Here is a 20835-nt window from a genome sequence, read left to right on the forward strand (position 1 = left end):
CGGCAGAGCTTCAGCTCTGACCAGGGCATTGCACTCATAAACACAACTTAAAGATGCAAAATCAAGGATGAAAGCATGACAAAGTTGAGCACAATTCTGAAGAGCCTGGCAAAAATCGCTGCGGTATCGTCCATTCTTGCTCCAGTTGCGGCCTTTGCCCTGACGCCGGACCTTTCCCCGGAGCAGAAGGACCGGGTTCGCGCTGACAAGGTTCCCGAAGCCGTCGCAGCGATCCCGAAGGACTACAAGTTCGTGCAGGACGGCGTCCTGACCGTCGCGACCGTGCCCTGGCAGTTGCCCCTGGTCGACTATGCCTCGGACACCAAGACGCCGATCGGCAATGAGACCGACATCGCGCAGATCATCGCCGACAGCCTCGGCCTCAAGCTCGACCTGCACCCGATTGCTTGGCCCGACTGGCCGCTCGGCCTCACCTCCGGCAAGTTCGACGCCGTGATCTCCAACGTGACCGTCACCGAAGAGCGCAAGGAGAAGTTCGACTTCTCCACCTATCGGCAGGATGTGCTCGGCTTCTACGTCAAGAAGGACAGCCCGATCAAGTCGATCACCGAGCCCAAGGATGTCGCCGGCCTCAAGGTCATCGTCGGTTCCGGCACCAATCAGGAACAGATCCTGCTCAACTGGGTCAAGCAGAACAAGGATGCCGGCCTCGCCGACACCGAGATCCAGTATTACGACGATCAGGCCGTCCGCCATCTCGCCATCGAGTCCGGCCGGGCCGATGCCGATCTGGAGCCGAACTCCGCCGAGGCCTTCCTGGCTGAACAGAATGGCAAGACCAGACTCGTCGGCCTCGTCAACGGTGGTTGGCCGCTGACCGCCGAGATCGCCGTTGCCACCAAGAAGGGCAGCGGCCTCGCCGACGCGATCACCGCCGCGCTCAACGCGCAGATCAAGAATGGCAACTACGGCAAGGTTTTGGCCCGTTGGGGCCTGACGTCCGAGGGGATCGAAAGCTCGCGCACCAATCCTCCGGGGCTGCCCAAGTCCTGATTTCGATGAGGTGGGAGCGGCTCTCCGCCGCTCCTGCCGCTTGCGTTCACAACATGCTAGCCCAAGGAAAATCGGCCATGCGCTCCCGTCGTTCGTTCTCGTTGCTGATCGCCAGTTCGATACTGGGCACAGTCTTGCTATCACCCGCTCTCGCCGACGATTTCGATTTTGCGCCTGAGCAGGCCGCACGGCCTCACGTCAGTGTCGACCAGAAGGCCATCGATGCCATCTCCAAGGACTTCAAGTTCGCCCAGGACGGGGTGTTCACCGTCGCCGTCGCCCCGTTTGCCCCGCCGATCGCAACCTACGCAACGGATGCAGCCACCGTTGTCGGTGCCGATCCCGACATTGCCAGCCTGATTGCCGAAAGCCTTGGTCGCAAGCTCGTCTTGCAGCCGGTCGCCTGGCCGGACTGGCCGCTGGGACTGACCTCGGGCAAGTATGACGCTGTCATTTCCAATGTCGGCGTCACCGAAGCGCGCAAGGAAAAGTTCGACTTCTCCACCTACCGACTCGGCCTGCATGGCTTCTACGTGCGCAACGACAGCCAGATCGCGGCGATCAAGGAGCCTAAGGACGCCGCGGGATTGAAGATCATCACGGGTTCCGGCACCAATCAGGAAAAGATCCTGCTGGAGTGGAACAAGCGCAATACGGCCGCGGGCCTCGCGCCCATCGAGCTGAAGTATTACGATGATCAGGCGGCCAACGTCCTTGCCTTGCTGTCCGGTCGAGCCGATGCGATCTTCAATCCCAACGGTCCGCTCGCCTATGAGGCAGCCAAACACGGTCAGATCCATTCCGTTGGCACCGTCAATGCCGGCTGGCCCCTGAAATCCGATGTCGGCATCACCACCCGCAAGGGCAGCGGCCTTGCTCCCGCGTTGACCATTGCTCTCAACGATCTGATTGCCAGCGGCAAATATGCCGAGGTTCTGAAGCGCTGGAACCTCACCGAAGAAGCCTTGCCGCAGGCCGAAACCAACCCGCCCGGCCTGCCGAAGCTCTGATACCAAGCGGCATTGAAAATGACTCTTGGTATTCCGTTTTCGACTTTCTCATGCCTTTGATGCAGATGAGAAATTCGAAATCTCTTCAATGAGCCGATGCGTCAGCATCTTGGCGAGTTGGTATGAGAGGCCGTCATCATGACGATTGACCACATTGCCTTCTTGACACCCGGCAACTATCCGGCGACCACTCCGCGCGAAGGATTGGAAAAGGCGCTCCGCCTGATCGAAGCCGGCGAGCGGATCGGGTTCGACAGCGCCTGGGTTCGTTCGCGCCATCTCGAACGCGGCATTTCCTCGGCCGCCACCCTCCTGGCGGCGGCCAGCCAACGGACCAAGCGTATCGGCCTCGGCACCGCCGTGATCCAGCTTGGCTATGAAAACCCCTTCCGCCTGGCCGAGGATCTTGCCACCGTCGACGTCCTGTCCGATGGCCGGCTTCTGCCCGGTGTCAGTGCGGGACCACCGCTGCACGGCCATTTCCTTGGCGACCTGTTCTATGACGCCGATCCGAGCACCATCGATTTCAGCTACACGCGCGTGCTAAAGCTGCGTGAGAACATCCGTAGCAATCTCCTTGGCAATGCAGATGATTTCGTCTTCTCACCTGCCGGAAATCAGCGTCCGAGATTGCACCCGGTTGCCCCTGGACTTGACCAGCGCCTGTGGTATGGCGGCGGCTCCCTGCGCTCTGCCGAATGGGCCGGCAAGAATGGCTTCCACATCCTGATCGGCAATCTCAATCAGGGCGAGACGACGGACGTCTTCTTCGAGGCCCAGCGCAGCCACTTCGACCTGTTCCAGGCCAGTTGGACCGCAGCCTACCCAGCCCGCGTAGCGCTCGGACGCGTCCTGCTGCCGACCGACAGCGCCAGTCGGACATCGCGTGAAAAATACGCAGCCTTCGCGGCAGCGCGTCACGAACGGACGCTTTCGCCGCAGGGCGATCGGCGAACCTTGTTCACGCCGGATCTCGTCGGCACCTCAGACCAGATCCTCGAAGCGCTTCGCCGCGATCCTATCCTGCCTCTTGTCAGCGAGTTCCGCCTGGAATTGCCCTATGACTTCGAGGAGGAAGACTATGTCCAGGTCCTCACCGACTTCGCCGGCAAGATCGCGCCGGAACTGGGCTGGCGGAACACAGCCCTTGCAGCATGATGCCCACGCTCAGCAGTCACATCCGGACAAGATCATTGCATGACTAGACAGACAGACTCACATCGCGCCGCTGTTCAGGCGGCCTTTTCAGCGCGCTACCGTTCAGACGCCGCACCGGCAGCCAATCAATGGTCCGGCGTTCTCGATCTTCAGTTCGCCCATCGAACCATTCGCGACTTTACCGACCAGCCCTTGGCTGCCGGCACACTCGAACTGCTGGTCGGGGCGGCCCAATCAGCCGCGAGTTCCTCCAATCTCCAGCTGTGGAGTGTCGTCGCAGTCGAAGATCCCGCCCGGCGGGCCAGATTTGCCGAGCTTGCCGGCAACCAGCAGCACATCGCCGTGGCACCGTTGCTGCTGATCTTTCTGGCCGACCTTTCGCGTGCGGAGCGGGTCGCCGAGCGTCTCGAACGCCCGCGCGAAGGTCTGTCCTATCTCGATACGTTCCTGGTCGGGGCCCTTGACGCGGCGCTCGCAGCCCAGAACGCCGTGCTGGCCGCGGAATCGCTCGGCCTTGGAACCGTGTATATCGGAGCGTTGCGCAATCGCATTGTCGAGGTTGCCGCCGAACTTGGTCTGCCTCGCCACGTGGCGCCGGTCTTTGGACTGGTGATTGGTCATCCCGACCCTGCCAATACGGCCGGCGTCAAGCCTCGCTTGCCGCAAAGCATCGTGCTGCACCGGGAAACCTATGGCCCCGAGTCTGAAGCGGCCGAAGTCGCCGCCTATGACGTGCGGTTTCATGGATTCCAGGCTGATCAAAACCTGCCGCGTCAGAACTGGAGCGAAGTGCTCGCCGCTCGCATAGGTTCAGCCAATGCCCTGAACGGCCGTCAATATCTAGGTGCCGCCCTCGCCGACTTCGGCTTTACCAACAAATAGGACTGTCATGAGCCGCGACCTTCTCATTCTCATCGCCCCCGGATTTCCGGATGCAAAGCTGTCCTCGGACCGGCTTTACTATTGCCCCCATTGCAACGTCATCGAAGGCCTGCTTGCCACCTTCCCCGAGCTGCGGGACAAAGTGGACGTGCTCCGCGTCCCCTTCCCTCGCCCGCGTCCCACCGTGATCGAGCGGATCGGTGAGGACAATCAAGGCCTCCCCGTTCTCATCTTCGGCGATGCGGCGACAGCTCCCGACGACGCCAAGGCGTATGGCGAGACCCGTTTCATCAACGATCCAAAGCGGATCCCCCAGCTTCTGGCCGAGCGTCACGGCATTCCCTTTTCGCACTAGGCCCGATCCTGAAGGTCGGCTTCCCTCCGCCGCACCGTCAGGACAAACTGAGCGTGCGCGTGGCGTAGAGGGCGGTAAAGTCCGGGTCGTGACAAATGAAGATCACGGCAGCGCCACGGCCTTGCTCCTGTCTGATCAGGGTCGCCAGTCGCGCCTTGTTCGCACGGTCCAGGCCGCGTTGGGCTTCGTCGAGCAGCAGGAGCGAGGGCGCACGGACCAGGGCCGAGGCCACAGCAACAAAGCGCCTGCTGGCCGCATCCAGGTCGAGAGGATGCCGTTGCGCCACCTCGACAAGCCCAACTCGCTCCAGAACCGCGTCGACTCGCAGATTGCGCTGCTGCGCGGATAGTCCGAGCTGTTCCACGCCGAAGGCCACTTCCTGTCGCACCGTCGGGGCAAACAGCTGGTTCTCGGGTTCCTGGAACACGGTCCCGACCTCAACGGCAATCTGGTCGATGCGCCGCCCGCGCGTGTCGTTGCCGGCGAGGATCACGCGCCCCGACTTCGGAACGAGAATGCCGTTGATCAGTCGGAACAAGGTGCTCTTGCCGGCCCCGTTGCGTCCGGTCAGGGCCACGGCCTCACCGGGAAAGAAGCGGGCGTCGAAGCCATCGAACAACGGCGTGCTTCCGGGATAGGCGAAGGAAAGCCCCTGAACGGCCAGGATGGCCTTGTCACCCGTGGCGTCGCCCGGGCCGGAGATCGCCGGCAGCAGTGGCTGCGACGGCTCAAAAGGCTGCAAAACACCACCCGACAGCGAAAGCATCCGGCAGCCGAGCCTAAGGGCCAGATCTGGCTCGACATCCAGAAGCAGGACCGCCGTATCCCGCGGCAACGCCTCGATGGCGCGCGCCAGTAGGCCGCGCGCCGCGACATCCAGGTTGCCAGCCGGCTCGTCGAGCACCAGCACTTGCGGGCGAAGCGCCAGAGCCGCGGCGATGGACAGCCGCTGTTGCTCGCCACCGGACAGGGTGAAGGGATCGCGATCAGCAAGGGCCGACAGGCCGAGCCGATCAGTGAGATCGGCCACCCGCTCAGTCATCTCGGCGCGAGGAAGCAACAAGTTCTCCGGCCCGAAGGCGATCTCCTCCTTAACGCTGAAGGCACGGCCGGACAGCTGGTGCATGGGCACCTGACCGACATATTGCACCGTCCCGGGGCGGACCGATGGGGAGAGGACAGCAGGATCATCGCCGCCGATCGTGACGGTTCCGCTACGATGCGCTCCTTGCCCATGCCAACCGGCAATCACTTGCCCGAGACTGGATTTGCCCGAACCATTGGACCCGATGATCGCCACGCGCTCGCCCGGTGCGAGGGTCAACCTGACGCCCCGCAGGACCTCGACCGCTCCCCAGCGGAGGGTCAGATCTTCGACTGCAACCAGATCCATGAAACAACACCAAGCTGAACAAACGAGAGGGATACCAACGCCAGGCGCACCCAATGCTGCCAGGCTGCGTCGGGCACCGGCAGCAGGGTTGTCCGCCGGGGAAAGGCCCTGAAACCGCGCTGGGCGAGAACGTGACTGCGCTGGTCCGCCTCGATGAGCGCCGTCGTGATCAGGGGCGAAATCAGCAGGAAGACGCCCCGCAGTCGCTTCAATGGAGAGCCCCCGAGCCGCCAGCCTCGCGTTTGCTGCGCATGACGGATTGCTTGAACGCGAGCCTTGAAACTTTCGAGGATCAGCAACGGGCTGGCAATCAGATAGGCCAAGGCCGGCGGCCATCCGGCCGCGTCGAGCGCGCGCAGCAGGCTTGCCGGCGGTGTGGACAGGAGCGTCGCCAGCGACAGAACCACCACCGACGTCACCCGCCCCGACAGGGACAGGCCGCGTTCAAAGCCGATCCGGCTGAAGTTCAGCGGGCCATAGAGCGGTTCGGCGTCCGGATGGCGCAGGAAGATGGTCTGCACCAGCAGAACCGCGGCGGAGAAGGGCAGCGTCACCTCAAGAACACGGCGCAGGAGGCGGGGGCCAAGCTGCGGACTGATACCCCAGACAACCGCCAGAACCAGACCGGCAAATCCCCAGCTGGCGAGGGGTGGCAAAAGCAACACGAAACTCGCCGCCCAGACAAGGGCGGCGAGCTTGGTTCGCGGATTGAGTTCAAGCGTCACGCTCATGCGGAAAGGTCAGCCGCGCGTATACTTGAGATGCGAGAAGCCGTGGGTCAGTCGTTCAGGCAAGCGCTTGACGATCAGCCAGACGATAACCGCGGTGATTACCTTGTCGGCCACGTTGGAGCCGAACACGGTGAGGGCCACCGAACTGAACAGGGTCTGCCCGAGCTGCGAGAAGTAGGCGACCGCAAAGTCGGAGCCTGCCCCGGTCACACCGCCGAAGAGATAGACCTGGATCGGCACCGCCACGACCGTCAGGACGGCGGCGATGATCACGCCGGAAATCACCACCTGCCAGATCTGGCGGAACAGCCCGAAACGCGCCAGCAGACCCGTCGCCACGCCGATCACCAGCGCCACCGGCGCGAAGGCTGCGGCGACCGGATTGGTGATGAGACCCCAGATCAGGTTGGTCAGCAATCCGGCGGCACCGCCGGCGATCGGTCCGGCCAGCAAGCCGACAAGGATCGTGCCGAAAGAGTCGAGAAAGACCGGCAGGTGCAAGGCATCGTTGATCTGGCCGCCGACGATGTTGATGACGATCGCAACCGCGATCAGCGTCAGGACACGGGTGTTGAACTGTTCACGTACGGCTACGGCTTCGGTCATGGCTTTCTCCTGTGTTTGCAAAGATTTGAGGCTGACAAGTCAGTCCGCCCGGCGCGGTTCGACCACCAGTTCGTCATAGCCCGACAGGCTGCAGGGCTTGCGCGTGAAGGTGTAGTCTTCGAGTTCCACCAGCACGATCTCGGCCGTGGTGTAGACCGCCGAGCCGAGCCCGAAATGCGCCCCCACGGTGACGCCATGGCGATCGGACAGCGAGATGTGAAGATGCTCGCCCTGTTCGTCGATGGTGCCTACCAGCGATACGATCTCGAAATGCCCCTGCCGGGTTTCCCAAACACCCGTGTTGGCCAGGCGCAACGGCGCCGTGTTCAAGCTGCCAACGGCCGTGACAATGGACACGGCCTTCAGGCCACGGGCGGCAACAAAACTCCGTAACCCGGCCAGAAGGTCTTCACCCGGTTTGCAACGAACTGCGTAGAAACGACCGCGGCTGGGCGGAAGGGCATCAGAACTGGTCACTGGCTGCTCCATGGCTGAGGAGCCGAATGATAGTCAGGACACATATAAAATATAGAATTTATATACAATTTAGTTTGATGCTCGCAGAAAAGTCATACTGTTGCGACTGTCTGGCCATTCAGAGGCGCTTCGCCACGGACGAAGCCTTCCGCTTACCCGCATCTGCTTACAAGGCTGGCGGACCGGCCTTGGGCATAGATCAGGCGTGCAATGGATTATTTTTCCTGTTGTGGCGCTCGGACGAAATAAAAGTATCTTCCTAAAGATCGCACCGGATGCGATCGTCGCATCTGTTTTTGAAGTTGACGCCAAGAGCAAAATGACAGCCTGGATGCTCCTTCAAAATTGTCAGAGACTTACACACCCTCTCCTTAGGTGAATAAGTTACTTTGTGCAGCATTCAAGGCAACTTCAACGTGCCAACATCTTTGAAACAACAGAAGACAGAACCCGCCATCTCGCTTCGCGGGATATCGAAATCCTACGACGGGCGTGCCGTTCTCCACGATCTCTGGCTTGACGTCGAGCCTGGCGAGTTTCTGGCCATCGTCGGCCCGAGCGGTAGTGGCAAGACAACCGTCATGCGCCTGATCGGTGGCTTCGAAGCACCAGAGCGCGGGCGCGTCTTCATCGCTGGCGAGGATGTCACCGCCCTGCCGGCCGAGCGGCGCAAGGTCAATACCGTCTTCCAGTCCTACGCGTTGTTTCCGCATCTGAGCGTGCTGGAGAATGTCGCCTATGGGCCACGCATGCAGGGCGCGTCGCGCCGTCAGCGGCAGGACAAGGCCCGGCAATTTCTGGACCTGGTCCGATTGCCCGATGCCGCCTTGCGGCGTCCGCAGGAACTGTCGGGCGGCATGCAGCAGCGTGTGGCACTCGCCCGCGCGCTGGCCAACGACCCTACTGTGCTGCTGCTCGACGAGCCACTCGGGGCGCTGGACCGCAAGCTGCGCGATGAGATGCAACGCGAGTTGCGCCGGGTGCAGGCCGAACTTGGCGCCACCTTCATCTATGTCACCCACGATCAGGACGAAGCCTTCGGCATGGCCGATCGGCTGGCGGTGATGCGGGCCGGCCGCCTTGAGCAGGTCGGAACGCCGGGCGAGGTCTACGACGCCCCCGCCAATGCCTGGGTCGCGCTGTTTCTGGGCAGCGCCAATACCTTTCGGGCCCGCCTGGAGCGGCGCGCCACTCCCAACCTGCTTGCCGCTGACTTCGGGCCGATCACGGCTGGCTATGTGGCGGATGAACTCGGGGCCGGCGATCTGGCCCTGGTTGCCGTGCGCCCCGAAGCCACCACCTTCGAGCCTGTCGACCCGCAGGCTGCCCCAGCACCAAACCGGATCGCGGCACGCCTCGTCGATGTCGTCACCATCGGCCCGTCGATCCGGCAGCGCGCCGTCACCTCCGGCGGCCAAGCCTTTGAATCCGTCACGCACCGCGACGGCGAGGCCTCCTTCGTGCCGGCGCTCGGTGATGCCGTGCACGTACGTTTCTCGCCGCAGGCCGTTCGAGCCTACCGGGACGAACCCACTCACTGAACTTGCATCGCTTAATCTGAAAGGACCTTGTCGATGACTGATAAAGCCGACTTCACCGCCTCCCGGCTCAACCGCCGGTCGGTTCTTGGTCTTCTGGGCGCGGCGCCGGCCGCTGCGGCACTGGCCGGCACCTTTGGGAACTCCACGCCCGCGAAGGCTGCAACAACCGGTCAGCTCAACATCTATAGTTGGCCGGACTATTTCTCCGCCGACACCCTGGCAGCCTATGCCAAGAAGACCGGCGTGACGCCGGTTATCACCACCTATGATTCCAACGAGACGCTGTTTGCCAAGCTGAACAGCCCGGCTGGGGCCGGCTTCGACATCGTCATCCCCTCGTCGAGCTGGATCGCGCAGTTGGCGGGCAAAGGCCTTCTGGCCGAACTCGATCATTCGCGCCTCAACCTCGCCTCTCTCGATCAAGACCTGCTCGACCGCGACTATGATCCCGGCAACAAATACTCGATCCCGAAGGATTGGGGTCTGCTCGGCGTGGTCTACGATCCCGAAGCAGTGGGCGGCGAAATCAAGACCTGGGAGGATTTCTTCAAGGCCGGCGAGCTGCCCAATGTGTCGGGCAAGGTGCGACTGTCGGATTCCGGCTGGGAGACCATCGGTCCTGCGCTCTGGCTTGAGGGCAAGAACTGGAACACCGCAACGTCCGATGAGATCAAGGCCGCCGCCGAACGGGTCAAGGCCTTTGCCAAGCACGTGAAGTCCTTCTCCAGCCTCGATCCGAACACCGTCGCCAACGGTTCGATCGTGCTAGCCGAGACCAACCAGGGCACCGCCCGGGCCGCCATCGGCCTCAATCCCAAGCTCAAGTGGGCCGTGCCAGGGCCCTTCAGCGAGTTGTGGGTGGACAATTACGCTATCGCCAAGAATGCGGCGAATGTCGATCAGGCCTATGACTTCCTGTCCTTCGTCCTGCAGCCCGACATCCAGCTTCTCGAAACCAAATACATCGGTTTCCCGGCTGCCGTCGCCGGTCTGCGCGAGAAGGTTGGCGTGGATACGCCCAACGCCGACCTGATCTTCGGCGGCAAGGATCTGGACTTCAAGAAGCTGACCTCCTTCGTCGTCAATCCGGACACGATCGACGCCTATCTTCAGGCCCAGAATGAAATCCAGGCGGCGGCTGGCTGACGGTGAGCGACAGACTGCAGGACCTGACAAGCACAAACACGGCCTCCGGCGACAACCTGTCTGCCGGAGGCCGAGTGCCGTCCATTGTGACTCACCGTCTGACCGACCATGTGTTGGCGGCCGTTCCGACCATTTGGCTGGCGCTGTTCTTCCTCGCGCCGCTCGGTGTCACTGTCGCCTTTTCCTTCGGGCGTTCCACCTTTGGCGGCGTGGTGTTCGACCTCACTCTGGACAATTACCGCAACGCGCTTTCCGGATTCTATGGCGCCACCTTCGTGCGCACGCTGCTGTTTGCCGCCAGTGCGTCGGCCCTGTGCATCGCGGTGGCCTATCCGGTGGCCTATTTTCTCGCCCGGCGAACCCGGCGGCGGCGAGGGCTGGCGGCAGGACTCATCCTCGTGCCCTATTTCTCCAGCTTCCTGATCCGCGTCATGGCCCTTCACATGCTGCTGTCGCGCGATGGTCTTGTGGAGCATGTGCTCAACACGCTGTGGCTCCACAGTGGCCCCCTCGACATCCTCGACAGCCAGACCGCCGTGTTCATCGGCATCGTCTATGCCTATCTGCCCATCACCATCGTACCGCTCTATGTGGTGCTCGATCGCATCCCGCAGCCGCTTCTGGAAGCGAGCCGCGACCTCGGCGCCTCCCGCTTCAAGACCTTCGTCTTCGTCACCCTGCCGCTCAGCCGTCCCGGTATCGCCACCTCGGTGCTGCTGACCGCCGTGCCCATGCTGGGGGAGATGGTGATCCCCAGGTTGCTCGGCGGCAGCAAAGGCGTTCTGCTCGGGCAAGTGCTGTCCGCACAATATCTGCAGTCGCAGAACTATCCGCTGGGCTCCGCCATGGCGGTGCTGATCCTGATCACCATCGCCCTGATCGTGACTGCCCTGGCGCGTGTGACCAAGGGATTTTCGGAGGTCGGCCCATGAGCGCCGCTGCTGCCTTCCACCGCAGTCTCGGCAAGCGCCTCGTTGACGCCGGTCTGAGCCTGTGGTTCGTCGCCGCCCTCGTCTTTCTCTACGCGCCGATCTTCGCGGCTATCGTCTACGCCTTCAACTTAGGTGTGGTGAACAAGCAGACGGCGGTGATCACGGGCTGGACGCTGCAATGGTTTCCGGCGGCCTGGAACGATCTGTCGCTGCGCCGCGCCGTTCAGGCGAGCCTCGTCGTCTCCTTCTGGTCGGCCCTAATCTCCGTGGCAATCGGTTCGGCGCTTGGCTATGCCATGGTCCGCCATCCCCAGCGGGCCGTGCGCCGCTTCCTGTCGGCTCTCACCTATACCCTGCTGATCGTGCCAGAAACCGTGATCGGCGTGTCGCTGCTGATGACCTATGCGGTCAGTGGCGTTCCGCTCGGCATGGCCAGCCTGATCGCCGGCATCACCCCCATGGCCATCGCGGTGGTGGCGCTGATCGTGCGGGCGCGGGTTCTGACGCTGGATCGCCGCATCGAGGAGGCCGCGGCAGATCTTGGCAGCACGAGGCTGAAGACGATCCGCTTCATCATCCTGCCGCAGATCCTGCCGGCCGTGATGGCCGGCGCCGTGATGGCCTATACCTTCTCCTTCGACAATCTGGTGGTGTCGGCCTTCCTCACGACCCCTCAGGTCAACACGCTTCCAGTCTTTCTGTATGGCAGCCTGCAATATGGGCCGTCGCCCGCCGTCTATGCCGCCGCGGCCACGGTCTTTCTGTTCACGTTGCTGATGCTGGCCCTGGCCGCGCAGATCCACCGCTGGGCCCGGCGTTCCACCCTTCCCCGCTCCGACGAACCACAGAGGTAACATGGCGCCGCTGCCCCCCTCCGCGCTGCTCGACCTTCCGCTCTTTCCCGCCGCGCGCTATGCCGAAATCGCCGATCGGATCGGCCGGCTGCTGGCAACCACCGCCGACGTGCTGCCGATCCAGGCCGAGGCGGTTCTGGCGCTGGAAGCGATCGCTGCCAGTGTCGCGCGTCCCGGGCTCAAGGCGGTCAATGTCGTCACCAGCCCCTATGGGCTCGGCTTCGGCGCCTGGCTTCGGCGCGGCGGGGTCGAGGTGACGGACGTGGTCGCCGATGCAGGACAGCCAGTCACGATCGACGCGGTCCGTCAGGCCCTCGCGGCCACGCCCGACGCCGATCTGCTGGCGCTGGTCCATGGCGAGGCGGCCAATGGCGCGCTCAACCCGCTGGAGGAAATCGTGGGACTTGCCAAGGCGCGCGACCTGCTGGTCATCGTCGACGCGGTGGCCTCCGTCGGGGCGCATCCGCTGCCGATCGACGAGTTGGGACTCGACATCGTCGCGCTCGGTCCACAGAAGGCGCTGGCGGGTCCGACAGGCCTTTCAGCGGTGACGGTCAGTGCCCGCGCCTGGCGCCACATCGCGCAAACGCCCCAGCCAGCCCCATCGATCCTGTCCTTGGCCGATCTCAAGCAAAACTGGCTCGACAAGGGCCGGGGTGCCCTGCCCGGCACGCCGCCTCCTCTCGAGTTCTGGGCGCTCGATGCTGCCCTGGCTCGGGTCGAGGCCGAGGGATTCGCGTCCCTGATCGCCCGGCATCAGCAGGCGACGGCGGCGACACGCTCCGCCGTGCGGGCTCTGGGGGCTACGTTGTGGATCACCAACGACCGGTCGGCCTCGGCGCTGGTCACCTCGGTCACGGTTCCGCCTGCGATCGACGCGGAGGCGCTGATCGCCGCCGCCGCGGAATTCGGCGTCACGCTCGGGCGCGGCTTCGGCTCGATCGAGGGCCATCTGGTCCGTCTCGACCATAGCGGCCAGCGGGCGACCTTGCCGACCGTGCTGGCCAATGTCGTCGGCCTGGGCGTAGCCTTGCAACGGCTTGGGCAGACGGTGAATATCGGCGCTGCCGCCGAGGCGGTGGTCCGCGCTTACGCCGCGTCCGCGTAACCTCTCCTTTGGCAAAGGCACGGATGATGTTCTCACTTGACGCCGCCCAGGCCTTCATGGCGCGCGAAGGCATCGACGCCTGGTTGCTCCATGATTATCGCGGCAGCAACCCGTTCTTCTGGGCGGTTCTTGGCGAGTCCAAGGCGCCGACGCGGCGCGCCTTTCTGGTTCTGCCGCGATCAGGGCGCCCGCTGCTGCTCATTCACACCATCGACCAGATGTTCTTCATCGATGTAGACCACGACAAGCGAATCTATCGCAGCTGGGTGGAGATGGAGGCCAGTCTGCGCGACGTGCTTGGACCCGCCGCACGCGTTGCCGTGGACTATTCGCCCGGTGGAGCGGTGCCGGCCGCTTCCTTCATCGACGGCGGCACCTTGGATTGGCTGCGCGCCAGCGGCTATGACCTCGTCACCTCGGCTGATCTGTTTCAGGTTTCGGCCACGGCCTGGGATGACCATGCCATCGCCTCGCATCACCAGGCCTGTCGCCATGTGGCCCAGATCAAGGACGACGCCTTCGATCTGGTCCGGCAGTCGATCGCGCGCGGGGAGACAATCACCGAATATGAGGTCCAGCAGTTCATCACCGGCGAGTTCTCCCGCCTCGGGCTCGAGACCGAAGGACAGCCTGTCGTTCAGGTGAACGGCCATTCGGGCACGCCGCATTACGAGCCGCGCCCCAACGACACCGCGTCCATCGGACCGGGCGACTGGCTGCTGATCGATTTCTGGGCGCGCCTGCCCGGTGAACGCAATGTCTATTCCGATATCGCCTGGGGCGCCTATGCCGGACAGACGATCCCGCCCCGCTTGCAGTCGGTGTTCGGCATCGTGCGCGCCGCCCGTGACGCCGCTCTGCAGGCCCTCCTCGCCGCCTGGGCGGCGGGAGACGTGCTGGAGGGCTGGCAAGTGGACGACGTCGCACGCGGCGTCATCGCAGCGGCGGGTTACGCCGATCGCTTCCACCACCGCACCGGCCACAGCATGGGCCCCGGCAAGCGCCTGCACGCCCTCGGCGTCAACCTCGACAATCTCGAAACGCACGACACCCGCCGCATTCTGCCGCGCACGGGCTTCTCGATCGAACCGGCGATCTACCTGCCCGAGTTTGGCGTTCGGCTGGAAATCAACGTCTACCTCGATCCCCGCCTTGGCCCCTCCGTCACCACCCCGATCCAGACCGAGATCGTCCGACTGGCCTGACCGGGGATGAATCCCGCATCTCCGAAGTGCCAAGGATGCACCTCCTTCCGGCTGCGTCGGGATGACGATGGCAGGCAACATGGCGAGTGTGATCACAAGCACCTTCGAGGCCTCGCCTGTGCCGAACCAGATGATTGCCAGTGGCAGATGGGCCAGTGCCGCGGCGCGCGAGATTGAGGACGTCGGAAGGATCTGCCAAGCAGCGAACAGCCCAGCGTATCGTAGCCCCATTGGAGCGGTTTTCGAGCTACGGGTCGGTCAGCCAGGGCGACGTCCATATCAGTTCGCCCTACCCCGACATTTGATCGAACAAGGCCCACAGCTCTTCGGCCTCGGTTGCCGTGGTCTTGCGCAGGGCGCGACCGAGATGCACCAGCACCCAGTCGCCGACCTCCACGGCCTCGACGAGTGCCAGATCGATTTCGCGCCGGGCGCCGCGAGCCGACCCAATCGCTTGGGTCGGGCCGATTTCCGAGATCATCATGGGTATCGCGATGCACATGGACCTGCTCGCCTCCGGCGCCTCTCCCGGGATAGAAATAGTGACGTCAGACCAGTCGTCCGAGATGGCTGACATCCACCGTCACCAGGGGCTGCCCTTCCGGATCCAGAACATGGACGGCGCAGCCGATGCAGGGATCGAAGCTGTGGATGGTCCGCAGCACCTCCAGCGGCTTGTCGAGAGCCGCCAGCTTGTGCCCGACCAGCGATTGCTCGTAAGGCCCCGGAGCGCCTGCCCCGTCGCGCGGTCCGGCATTCCATTGGCTGGCAACGACGCATTGGTAATGGTCGATCATGCCGGTGGTTCGGTTGATCTTGATCCAATGGCCGAGCGCCCCGCGCGGTGCCTCCGTGAAGCCGAAGCCCACCTTGTCGGGCAAGGTCGAGGGACTTGCGAGGACCGTGAAGGCCTTGGGGTTGAAGTATTTGCCGGAGCGATTGGCATAGAAGAGCGGGTACCAGCCGGCATAGGCCGGGATGCTCCAGTTGCTGATGGCGGCGCGTCCCGCCATCTGGTCAGCGATGATCTTGGTTTCGAGCATGCGCGAGAAGATGCGCCCGAGCGTCGAGTTCAGTTTCGCGAAAGGCAGGGCGAGCCCGCCGTTGGCGGCCGTGCCGCACCAGTAGGTGTCGACATACTTGCGCACCAGGCGATCGGTAGCCAGCGTGTTGCGGGCATACATGGTCAGGATATGGGCGAGAGGCCCGACCTCCATGGGCTTGCCGTCATAACGCGGCGACTTGATCCAGGAGTAGCGGTCCGCTTCGTCCAGCATGTAGTCGGGCTGGTCGGGTTGCGGGCCGGTGTATTGCAGCGTCGTCGTGCTCACCGAGGGATGCAGCGCAGCCGTCGATCCGCCATACCAGGCATGGGCGACGTTCTCGGTCACCTTGGCCTGGTCGAATGGCATCAAGCGCTTGAGATCATTGGCCCAGATCACGCCCTGCGGAAACAGGTAGCCCGCCGGATAGTCGATGGCGCCGTCGACCATTTCCGTCCGGACCAGTGCGGGATCGGGAAACTCGCCGTAGGACAGGAAGTTTCCCGCCGTCGCGCCGAAATCGGCCCAGTTCTTGTAGCCGCGCGCCACCAGCAGCACATCCGGCAGATAGACCTGATCGACAAAGCTCTTCATCCGGTCGAGCGCCGCCTTGACTGCCGCGAGGCCGGCAGTGTTGAGCGAGGTTCCGCCATTGTCCTCGCTGACGGCACCGGTATTTGCCGAAAGCGTGCACGGCATACCACCCACCACCAGGCTGGGATGAGGATCCTTGCCGCCAAAGACCGTGTGCAACTTGACGATCTCACGGGCCCAGCCGAGGGCCTCGAGATAGTGGCTCGTGAGCAGCAGGTTCTGTTCCGGCGTCAGCTTGTAGGCCACGTGGCCCCAGTAGCCATTGGCGAACAACCCCAGTTGCCCCCGATTGACAAGGCCGGTCTTGAGCTTGTTGATCTGCGCCTGAAAATAGGCTGCATCCGGCAGCAAGCCGTTGTTGGGCTTGTAGTTGGGATTGTTCTTCTTGGCGAGCGTCGCCGTGGCGGTCGGATCGGCGCTCAGTGCGCTCACGATGTCGACCCAGTCGAGCGCGTGCAGATGGTAGAAGTGCATGACGTGATCATGCACGAACTGACCACCGATCATCATGTTGCGGATATAGTCGGCATTCTTGGGCACCTTGACGTTGATCGCGTTCTCCACCGCCCTGACGGAGGTCAGTCCGTGAACCACCGTGCAGACACCGCAGATGCGCTGCGTGAACGACCAGGCGTCGCGCGGATCGCGTCCCTGCAGGATGCGCTCAATGCCGCGCACCATGGTGCTGGAGCTCAGCGCCGGCTTGGAAATTGTCCCGCCGCCGTGCCCATCCGGATCGGCATAAGCCTGGATGCGCAGGTGGCCTTCGATGCGGGTGACCGGGTCGATGATGATGTTGGCGATAGTCATCGCAGAAATCCCTTGGATCTGGCGCCACGGGGTGCCCGTGCTGGCAGCCGAAAGTGAAGACAGGAAGATCAGTCGTCGTAGGACCCGGCGAGCGGGACGTAGAAGCCCTTCTTTCCGCCCTTGTTGACGCGATCCCAGAAGTTCGGCTCAGTGCAGCCCATGCAGGGATGTCCCGATTGGATCGGAAAGCTAAGCCCCTGATTCCACTTGATGGATGAGCATGCCGCCTTGGTCACGGGACCTTTGCAGCCCATGTCGAACAGGCACCCGCCCTTGCGGGAGGCCGCATCGTCGAATGCCTTGACGCGCGGGCCGTCCTCGAAGCTCTCCTCACGATAGCAGTGAGAATGAACGGTGCGTCCGTAGAAGGTCTTCGGGCGCAAGAGCGTATCGAGCGCGGGCATTCCCGAGGCCAGATAGAGCAGGATCGTGCCGGTGATCACTTCCGGAATGGGCGGGCAGCCGGAGACGTTGATCAGCGGCTTGGCGATGCCAAGCGACGCCATCATGTCCTTGATGGATACTGCGCCCGTGGGATTGGGATCTGCCTTGGGCAAGCCCCCGAAACTCGCACAGGTGCCGACGGCAACGATGAGGCCGGCGTTCGCAGCGGCGCTGCGGAAACGCTCTGCTCCGCTGCGGCCGCCACTGACGAAATAGCCGCTGTTGGCTGATGCGGGGATCGAGCCATCCACCACGAGGACGTAGCCCGATTTGGCGGTGCTACTGGCCAGCTGATGCTCGGCCTGCGCACCCGCCGCCGCCATCAGCGTCTCCTGATAGTCGATGGAGACCACGTTGAGCAGCAGGTTCTCGATGGTGCCGCCGCCTTTGAACGCGAAGGAATTCACCATGGATTCGAGGCAGCCCGTGCACTCCTGAAACGACATGTAGACCACGGACGGTTTGGTCGGCGACGTGGCCGCCATGGCCAGTTGCGGCAGCATGGAGGGCGGCAGGGCCAGAAGCGACGCCATGCGGGTCAGCGAGGCCATGAACTGGCGCCGGCTGACGCCCATGTCTCCAAGGCGACGAACGATCGTCGCATCGAGCTCCGGTGAAGGCGTGACTTCGGTCGCGTCTTCGCGCGACAAATCGCTCCGCTGCATGGTTCTACTCCTCGTTCAGGATGCTTCGACTTCGGCGTTTTGGTTGCACAGGGGACCAAGCCGCACTGCGCTGTCGCGGATCTCTTCGGGGTGGGCCGCGAAAATGGCTGGGAACGGGCAGATCTCGATCTGTTCCGTCACGGTGTCGCCGGCACCGTTGTGGTGGGTGATCCACCAGACCCCGGAGAAGGCGGTCTCGGCGGCGCGAACCGTTTCAGCAACACCGTCGCTGGTCGCGATGGAGGCGCTGACTTCTCCTGATCCAAGCCGGCTCTTGAGCAACTGATAGGCTTTCGCCTCAAGTCCCGGCACCTGCCGCAGGTCGATTGTCGAGGGCGAGCCGCCCTTCCCAAGCTGATCGAGGGCAGCCTCAACCTGCAACAGAACGTGTCTGACGACCTTTTCCTCACGCATCGGCGACCTCCAGGATTTCGTTCATCACCAGGCGCACCGCGTGCGCCAGAGCCGCTTCGACGGGAGGTGACAGAGACAAGCCCCAACCAACCTCCTGGGGTTCGATGCAGACGAGCGAACAGCGCCGCGGGCTGTTTCCGCCGAGCCTCAACATCAGCAGGAGGTCGACAAGACCGACTTCGTGAACGGAGGTCGACGTCGAGTTCAGAAGGAAACCGTCGACGTCCTCATCGCGAAACACGCGCGCTTCGCCGACCGCAGATCCCATCCGCGCCGCATCGACCAGGATGAGATGGTCGCAGCCGGCGAGCCGGTCCAGCAGGAGAAATCCAAGCGTTCCCCCATCGATCAGGTCGACGGTGTCCCGCACCTGCCCGTCCAGCGCGTCGATGACCCGACGGCCGATCCCGTCGTCGCTCATGAGGATGTTGCCAAGGCCGATCACCGCGGTCCGACCCGGCGCAGTCTCCGCAGCAATGCCCGCAGATGTTCGTCTCGTCTCCGCTCGGCTGGTCATGTCGGTGGCCCTTGCATGAGGCCAACGGAACCGGACGCCGCGAACACCCTCAAATGAGCCGTTCGCATCCCCCTGCGGCACCGCTGCCTATGTCACGGCAAACGACAGACCCTGGACTTAATTCCCGAGCGAGCCCCAAAAACACAGTATATACGTAGTCTGACCTATATAAATAACGACACTCCCGATGTTTTGAAATAATACATATGCATCGACCGCACACATAAAGTTGAATAGTTCAAGTCAAGACATAAAATAGAGCGCAGTTGAACGTGCAATATTTCGGAACAAAGTACATAACAACATTCAATAATATGACTATTCATATAAACAATTTTTCTGCAATGAACTAACGTCATGCTCAATCCAATCTCAAGATCGCTTTGACGCTCATAACGCCCTCCTCGGCCTTGGGTGCTGACATTGCTGGAACTTTCCGGGGCTGGAACACGTCCCGACGTGGGCAATGACGGGCCTCCCAACGGCGAAACTGCCGCCTTATAGCCTGAGCGCCGTTGTCAGCTTGCCCTCTGGCTGGCAGCAGACAGAGGCATGGGTTCCGCGTCGCCGCTCGGGACTGAGCGGCGGGCGGGTTCCTGACAGTGCAAGCACGTCACTTGAAGCGGGCTGAACACGGTTGTCATGTCGAGATGCACCGCCCCGCCGGTGGCACGGCGGGCTCTCCACCAGCCTTGAAGGTCTGCTCGTCCGCCGCTTCCAGCTTTTCTCCCCGTCTCTACCCTCTCGCGCGGAGCGCGAGCGTCAGTGGCACACGGGCAGCGCTGAGGGCCGGGAGGATGCCGCCGACCGCGCCGATGGCGAGGCCGAGCAGACCGGCGGTCGTGAGGACATCTGGTGTCACGGCAAGCTGGAAGGCGAGGCGCGTGTTGTTGGCACCGATGGTGCTGGCTTGCCAGCCGTTGAAAGCCAGCCACGAGGCGAAAAGCCCGAGGATCACGCCCAGGCTTGCCAGCATCACCGCTTCTGTCCAGGTGCCCACCACAGCGGCGAGACGACTGAAACCGAGTGCGCGTACCGTCGCGATCTCGACGGCCCGGTCGGACACCGAACTCATCATGGTGTTGAGCGCGCCGGCCGTCGCGCCCACGGCCATCAGCAGGGCCAGCGGCCAGCCGAACAGGCGGATGAGGCTGGCGGTGCGGCCCGCTTGACCAGCGTAAAGATCGGCTTCCGCAATGGCCTTGAGCGGCGTTCCGGAGATGGTGCCGAGGCGCTCCTGCAGGAGCGTGAGCGATTGGGGCGAGGTCAACCGCAGCCGCAGGCTCTGAACCTGACCCTGTCGGTCGAAGGCAGCGCGGACGGCGTCGAGGTCCGACCAGATCTCGGACTCAAAGGCGCTGCCATGGGCGGAGAAGCGGCCCGCGACCGTCCAATCCACGGAACCGAGCCGGAGCGTGTCACCGGCCTTCAGCTTCAGGTCATTGGCGAGGCGATCGCCGACAACGACTTCGCGCGTGCCGGGCGTGAACACCCGCCCCTGCGACAGCACGATGCCGTCACGCAGGCCAAGGCCGGACGCGTCCATGCCACGCAAGGCCAATGTGCGCGCAACACCGTCGGTCCCCGACACTTCGACGGGAGCCACGATCTCGCGGGAGGACAGGATGTTGCCCGCAGCGTCACGGACGACGCCCATGTCACCGGTCATGGCGCCAAGCGTCCGGATCACGCTGGCAGGAATGTCGGAGCCGGATTCCTGGTTGGTGCCGCCACCGAGCAGGACGGCAACCTGTTGCGAACCCGTCCCGGTGAGCGCTGCTTCAAAACCTCTGGCCATGGCGAGAAAGCCTGCGAGCACACAAACGACAAGCGCAACGGAGAGGACCATGGATGCCGAGATTGGCACCCGGCGAGGGAGGCTGGATAGATTGGTCCGGATCATCACGCGGACTTGCTTCAAGAGGCTGGACATGGA

21 protein-coding genes are annotated in these 20835 nt (G+C 63.3%); 11 read left to right on the top strand and 10 right to left on the bottom strand.

All coding sequences use genetic code 11. The features are described from left to right. Positions 1–75: 75 nt before the first annotated feature. The 5 genes from L2I41_RS19975 (at position 76) to L2I41_RS19995 (ending at position 4419) form a co-directional block, all read left to right on the top strand. Positions 76–1014 carry an ABC transporter substrate-binding protein gene (locus L2I41_RS19975; RefSeq protein WP_237155375.1) on the top strand — a complete coding sequence of 313 codons (939 nt, stop codon included), beginning with the start codon at positions 76–78 and terminating at the stop codon, positions 1012–1014. A gap of 77 nt (positions 1015–1091) precedes the next feature. Beyond that, complete coding sequence (locus L2I41_RS19980; RefSeq protein WP_237155376.1) at positions 1092–2024, top strand: ABC transporter substrate-binding protein; 933 nt, start codon at positions 1092–1094, stop codon at positions 2022–2024. 138 nt (positions 2025–2162) lie between these two features. After that, positions 2163–3182 carry an LLM class flavin-dependent oxidoreductase gene (locus L2I41_RS19985; protein ID WP_237155377.1) on the top strand — a complete coding sequence of 340 codons (1020 nt, stop codon included), beginning with the start codon at positions 2163–2165 and terminating at the stop codon, positions 3180–3182. Positions 3183–3221: 39 nt separating this feature from the next. After that, positions 3222–4064: an NADPH-dependent oxidoreductase gene (locus L2I41_RS19990; protein WP_255720361.1), complete on the top strand. Its 843-nt coding sequence runs from the start codon at positions 3222–3224 to the stop codon at positions 4062–4064. A gap of 7 nt (positions 4065–4071) precedes the next feature. Then, on the top strand, positions 4072–4419 hold the full coding sequence (locus L2I41_RS19995; RefSeq protein ID WP_237155379.1) for a DUF3088 domain-containing protein: 348 nt from the start codon (positions 4072–4074) through the stop codon (positions 4417–4419). A 37-nt stretch (positions 4420–4456) separates the two neighbouring features. On the opposite strand, the gene L2I41_RS20000 is transcribed toward L2I41_RS19995, so the two are convergent. From L2I41_RS20000 to L2I41_RS20015, 4 genes are read right to left on the bottom strand one after another with little or no spacing between them, the layout of a single operon-like run. Beyond that, on the bottom strand, positions 4457–5812 hold the full coding sequence (locus L2I41_RS20000; protein WP_237155381.1) for an ABC transporter ATP-binding protein: 1356 nt from the start codon (positions 5810–5812) through the stop codon (positions 4457–4459). After that, positions 5785–6543, bottom strand: a complete 759-nt coding sequence (locus tag L2I41_RS20005; protein WP_237155382.1) for an energy-coupling factor transporter transmembrane component T — start codon at positions 6541–6543, stop codon at positions 5785–5787. The genes L2I41_RS20000 and L2I41_RS20005 overlap by 28 nt, the downstream gene beginning before the upstream one ends. Positions 6544–6552: 9 nt before the next feature. Continuing rightward, entirely contained in the window at positions 6553–7149 is a 597-nt protein-coding gene (locus L2I41_RS20010; protein WP_237155383.1) for an ECF transporter S component, read from the bottom strand. Positions 7150–7188: 39 nt separating this feature from the next. Further along, positions 7189–7638, bottom strand: coding sequence for a PPC domain-containing DNA-binding protein (locus L2I41_RS20015; RefSeq protein WP_237155384.1), 450 nt, complete (start codon positions 7636–7638; stop codon positions 7189–7191). Between the two features lie 416 nt (positions 7639–8054). On the opposite strand from L2I41_RS20015, the gene L2I41_RS20020 reads away from it, so the two are divergent. The 6 genes from L2I41_RS20020 (at position 8055) to L2I41_RS20045 (ending at position 14412) form a co-directional block, all read left to right on the top strand. Then, a complete protein-coding gene (locus tag L2I41_RS20020; protein ID WP_237155385.1) occupies positions 8055–9167 on the top strand; it encodes an ABC transporter ATP-binding protein in 1113 nt (370 codons plus the stop codon). A gap of 33 nt (positions 9168–9200) precedes the next feature. Continuing rightward, positions 9201–10313, top strand: a complete 1113-nt coding sequence (locus L2I41_RS20025) for a polyamine ABC transporter substrate-binding protein (RefSeq protein WP_237155386.1) — start codon at positions 9201–9203, stop codon at positions 10311–10313. 74 nt (positions 10314–10387) lie between these two features. Next, a complete protein-coding gene (locus L2I41_RS20030) occupies positions 10388–11245 on the top strand; it encodes an ABC transporter permease (RefSeq protein ID WP_237155387.1) in 858 nt (285 codons plus the stop codon). Then, positions 11242–12099: an ABC transporter permease gene (locus L2I41_RS20035; protein ID WP_237155388.1), complete on the top strand. Its 858-nt coding sequence runs from the start codon at positions 11242–11244 to the stop codon at positions 12097–12099. The genes L2I41_RS20030 and L2I41_RS20035 overlap by 4 nt, the downstream gene beginning before the upstream one ends. 1 nt (position 12100) lies before the next feature. After that, entirely contained in the window at positions 12101–13207 is a 1107-nt protein-coding gene (locus L2I41_RS20040; protein ID WP_237155389.1) for a pyridoxal-phosphate-dependent aminotransferase family protein, read from the top strand. A gap of 23 nt (positions 13208–13230) precedes the next feature. Further along, complete coding sequence (locus tag L2I41_RS20045; protein ID WP_237155390.1) at positions 13231–14412, top strand: M24 family metallopeptidase; 1182 nt, start codon at positions 13231–13233, stop codon at positions 14410–14412. A 289-nt stretch (positions 14413–14701) separates the two neighbouring features. Here the strand turns inward: L2I41_RS20045 and L2I41_RS20055 are convergent, their stop codons facing one another. From L2I41_RS20055 to L2I41_RS20080, 6 genes are all read right to left on the bottom strand, one after another. Beyond that, positions 14702–14914 carry a HypC/HybG/HupF family hydrogenase formation chaperone gene (locus L2I41_RS20055; RefSeq protein ID WP_237155391.1) on the bottom strand — a complete coding sequence of 71 codons (213 nt, stop codon included), beginning with the start codon at positions 14912–14914 and terminating at the stop codon, positions 14702–14704. Positions 14915–14960: 46 nt separating this feature from the next. Then, a complete protein-coding gene (locus L2I41_RS20060) occupies positions 14961–16859 on the bottom strand; it encodes a nickel-dependent hydrogenase large subunit (RefSeq protein WP_237155392.1) in 1899 nt (632 codons plus the stop codon). 68 nt (positions 16860–16927) lie between these two features. Further along, positions 16928–17968: a hydrogenase small subunit gene (locus tag L2I41_RS20065; RefSeq protein WP_237155393.1), complete on the bottom strand. Its 1041-nt coding sequence runs from the start codon at positions 17966–17968 to the stop codon at positions 16928–16930. A 15-nt stretch (positions 17969–17983) separates the two neighbouring features. Next, the gene (locus L2I41_RS20070) at positions 17984–18382 is read right to left on the bottom strand and encodes a hydrogenase expression/formation C-terminal domain-containing protein (RefSeq protein WP_237155394.1); all 399 of its coding nucleotides are present in this window, start codon (positions 18380–18382) and stop codon (positions 17984–17986) included. Then, a complete protein-coding gene (locus L2I41_RS20075) occupies positions 18375–18899 on the bottom strand; it encodes a hydrogenase maturation protease (RefSeq protein ID WP_237155396.1) in 525 nt (174 codons plus the stop codon). The genes L2I41_RS20070 and L2I41_RS20075 overlap by 8 nt, the downstream gene beginning before the upstream one ends. A 736-nt stretch (positions 18900–19635) precedes the next feature. Beyond that, complete coding sequence (locus L2I41_RS20080; protein WP_237155397.1) at positions 19636–20832, bottom strand: ABC transporter permease; 1197 nt, start codon at positions 20830–20832, stop codon at positions 19636–19638. Positions 20833–20835: the final 3 nt, after the last annotated feature.

Source organism: Oryzibacter oryziterrae (assembly GCF_021864535.1).
Taxonomy (GTDB): Bacteria; Pseudomonadota; Alphaproteobacteria; order Rhizobiales; family Pleomorphomonadaceae; genus Pleomorphomonas; species Pleomorphomonas oryziterrae.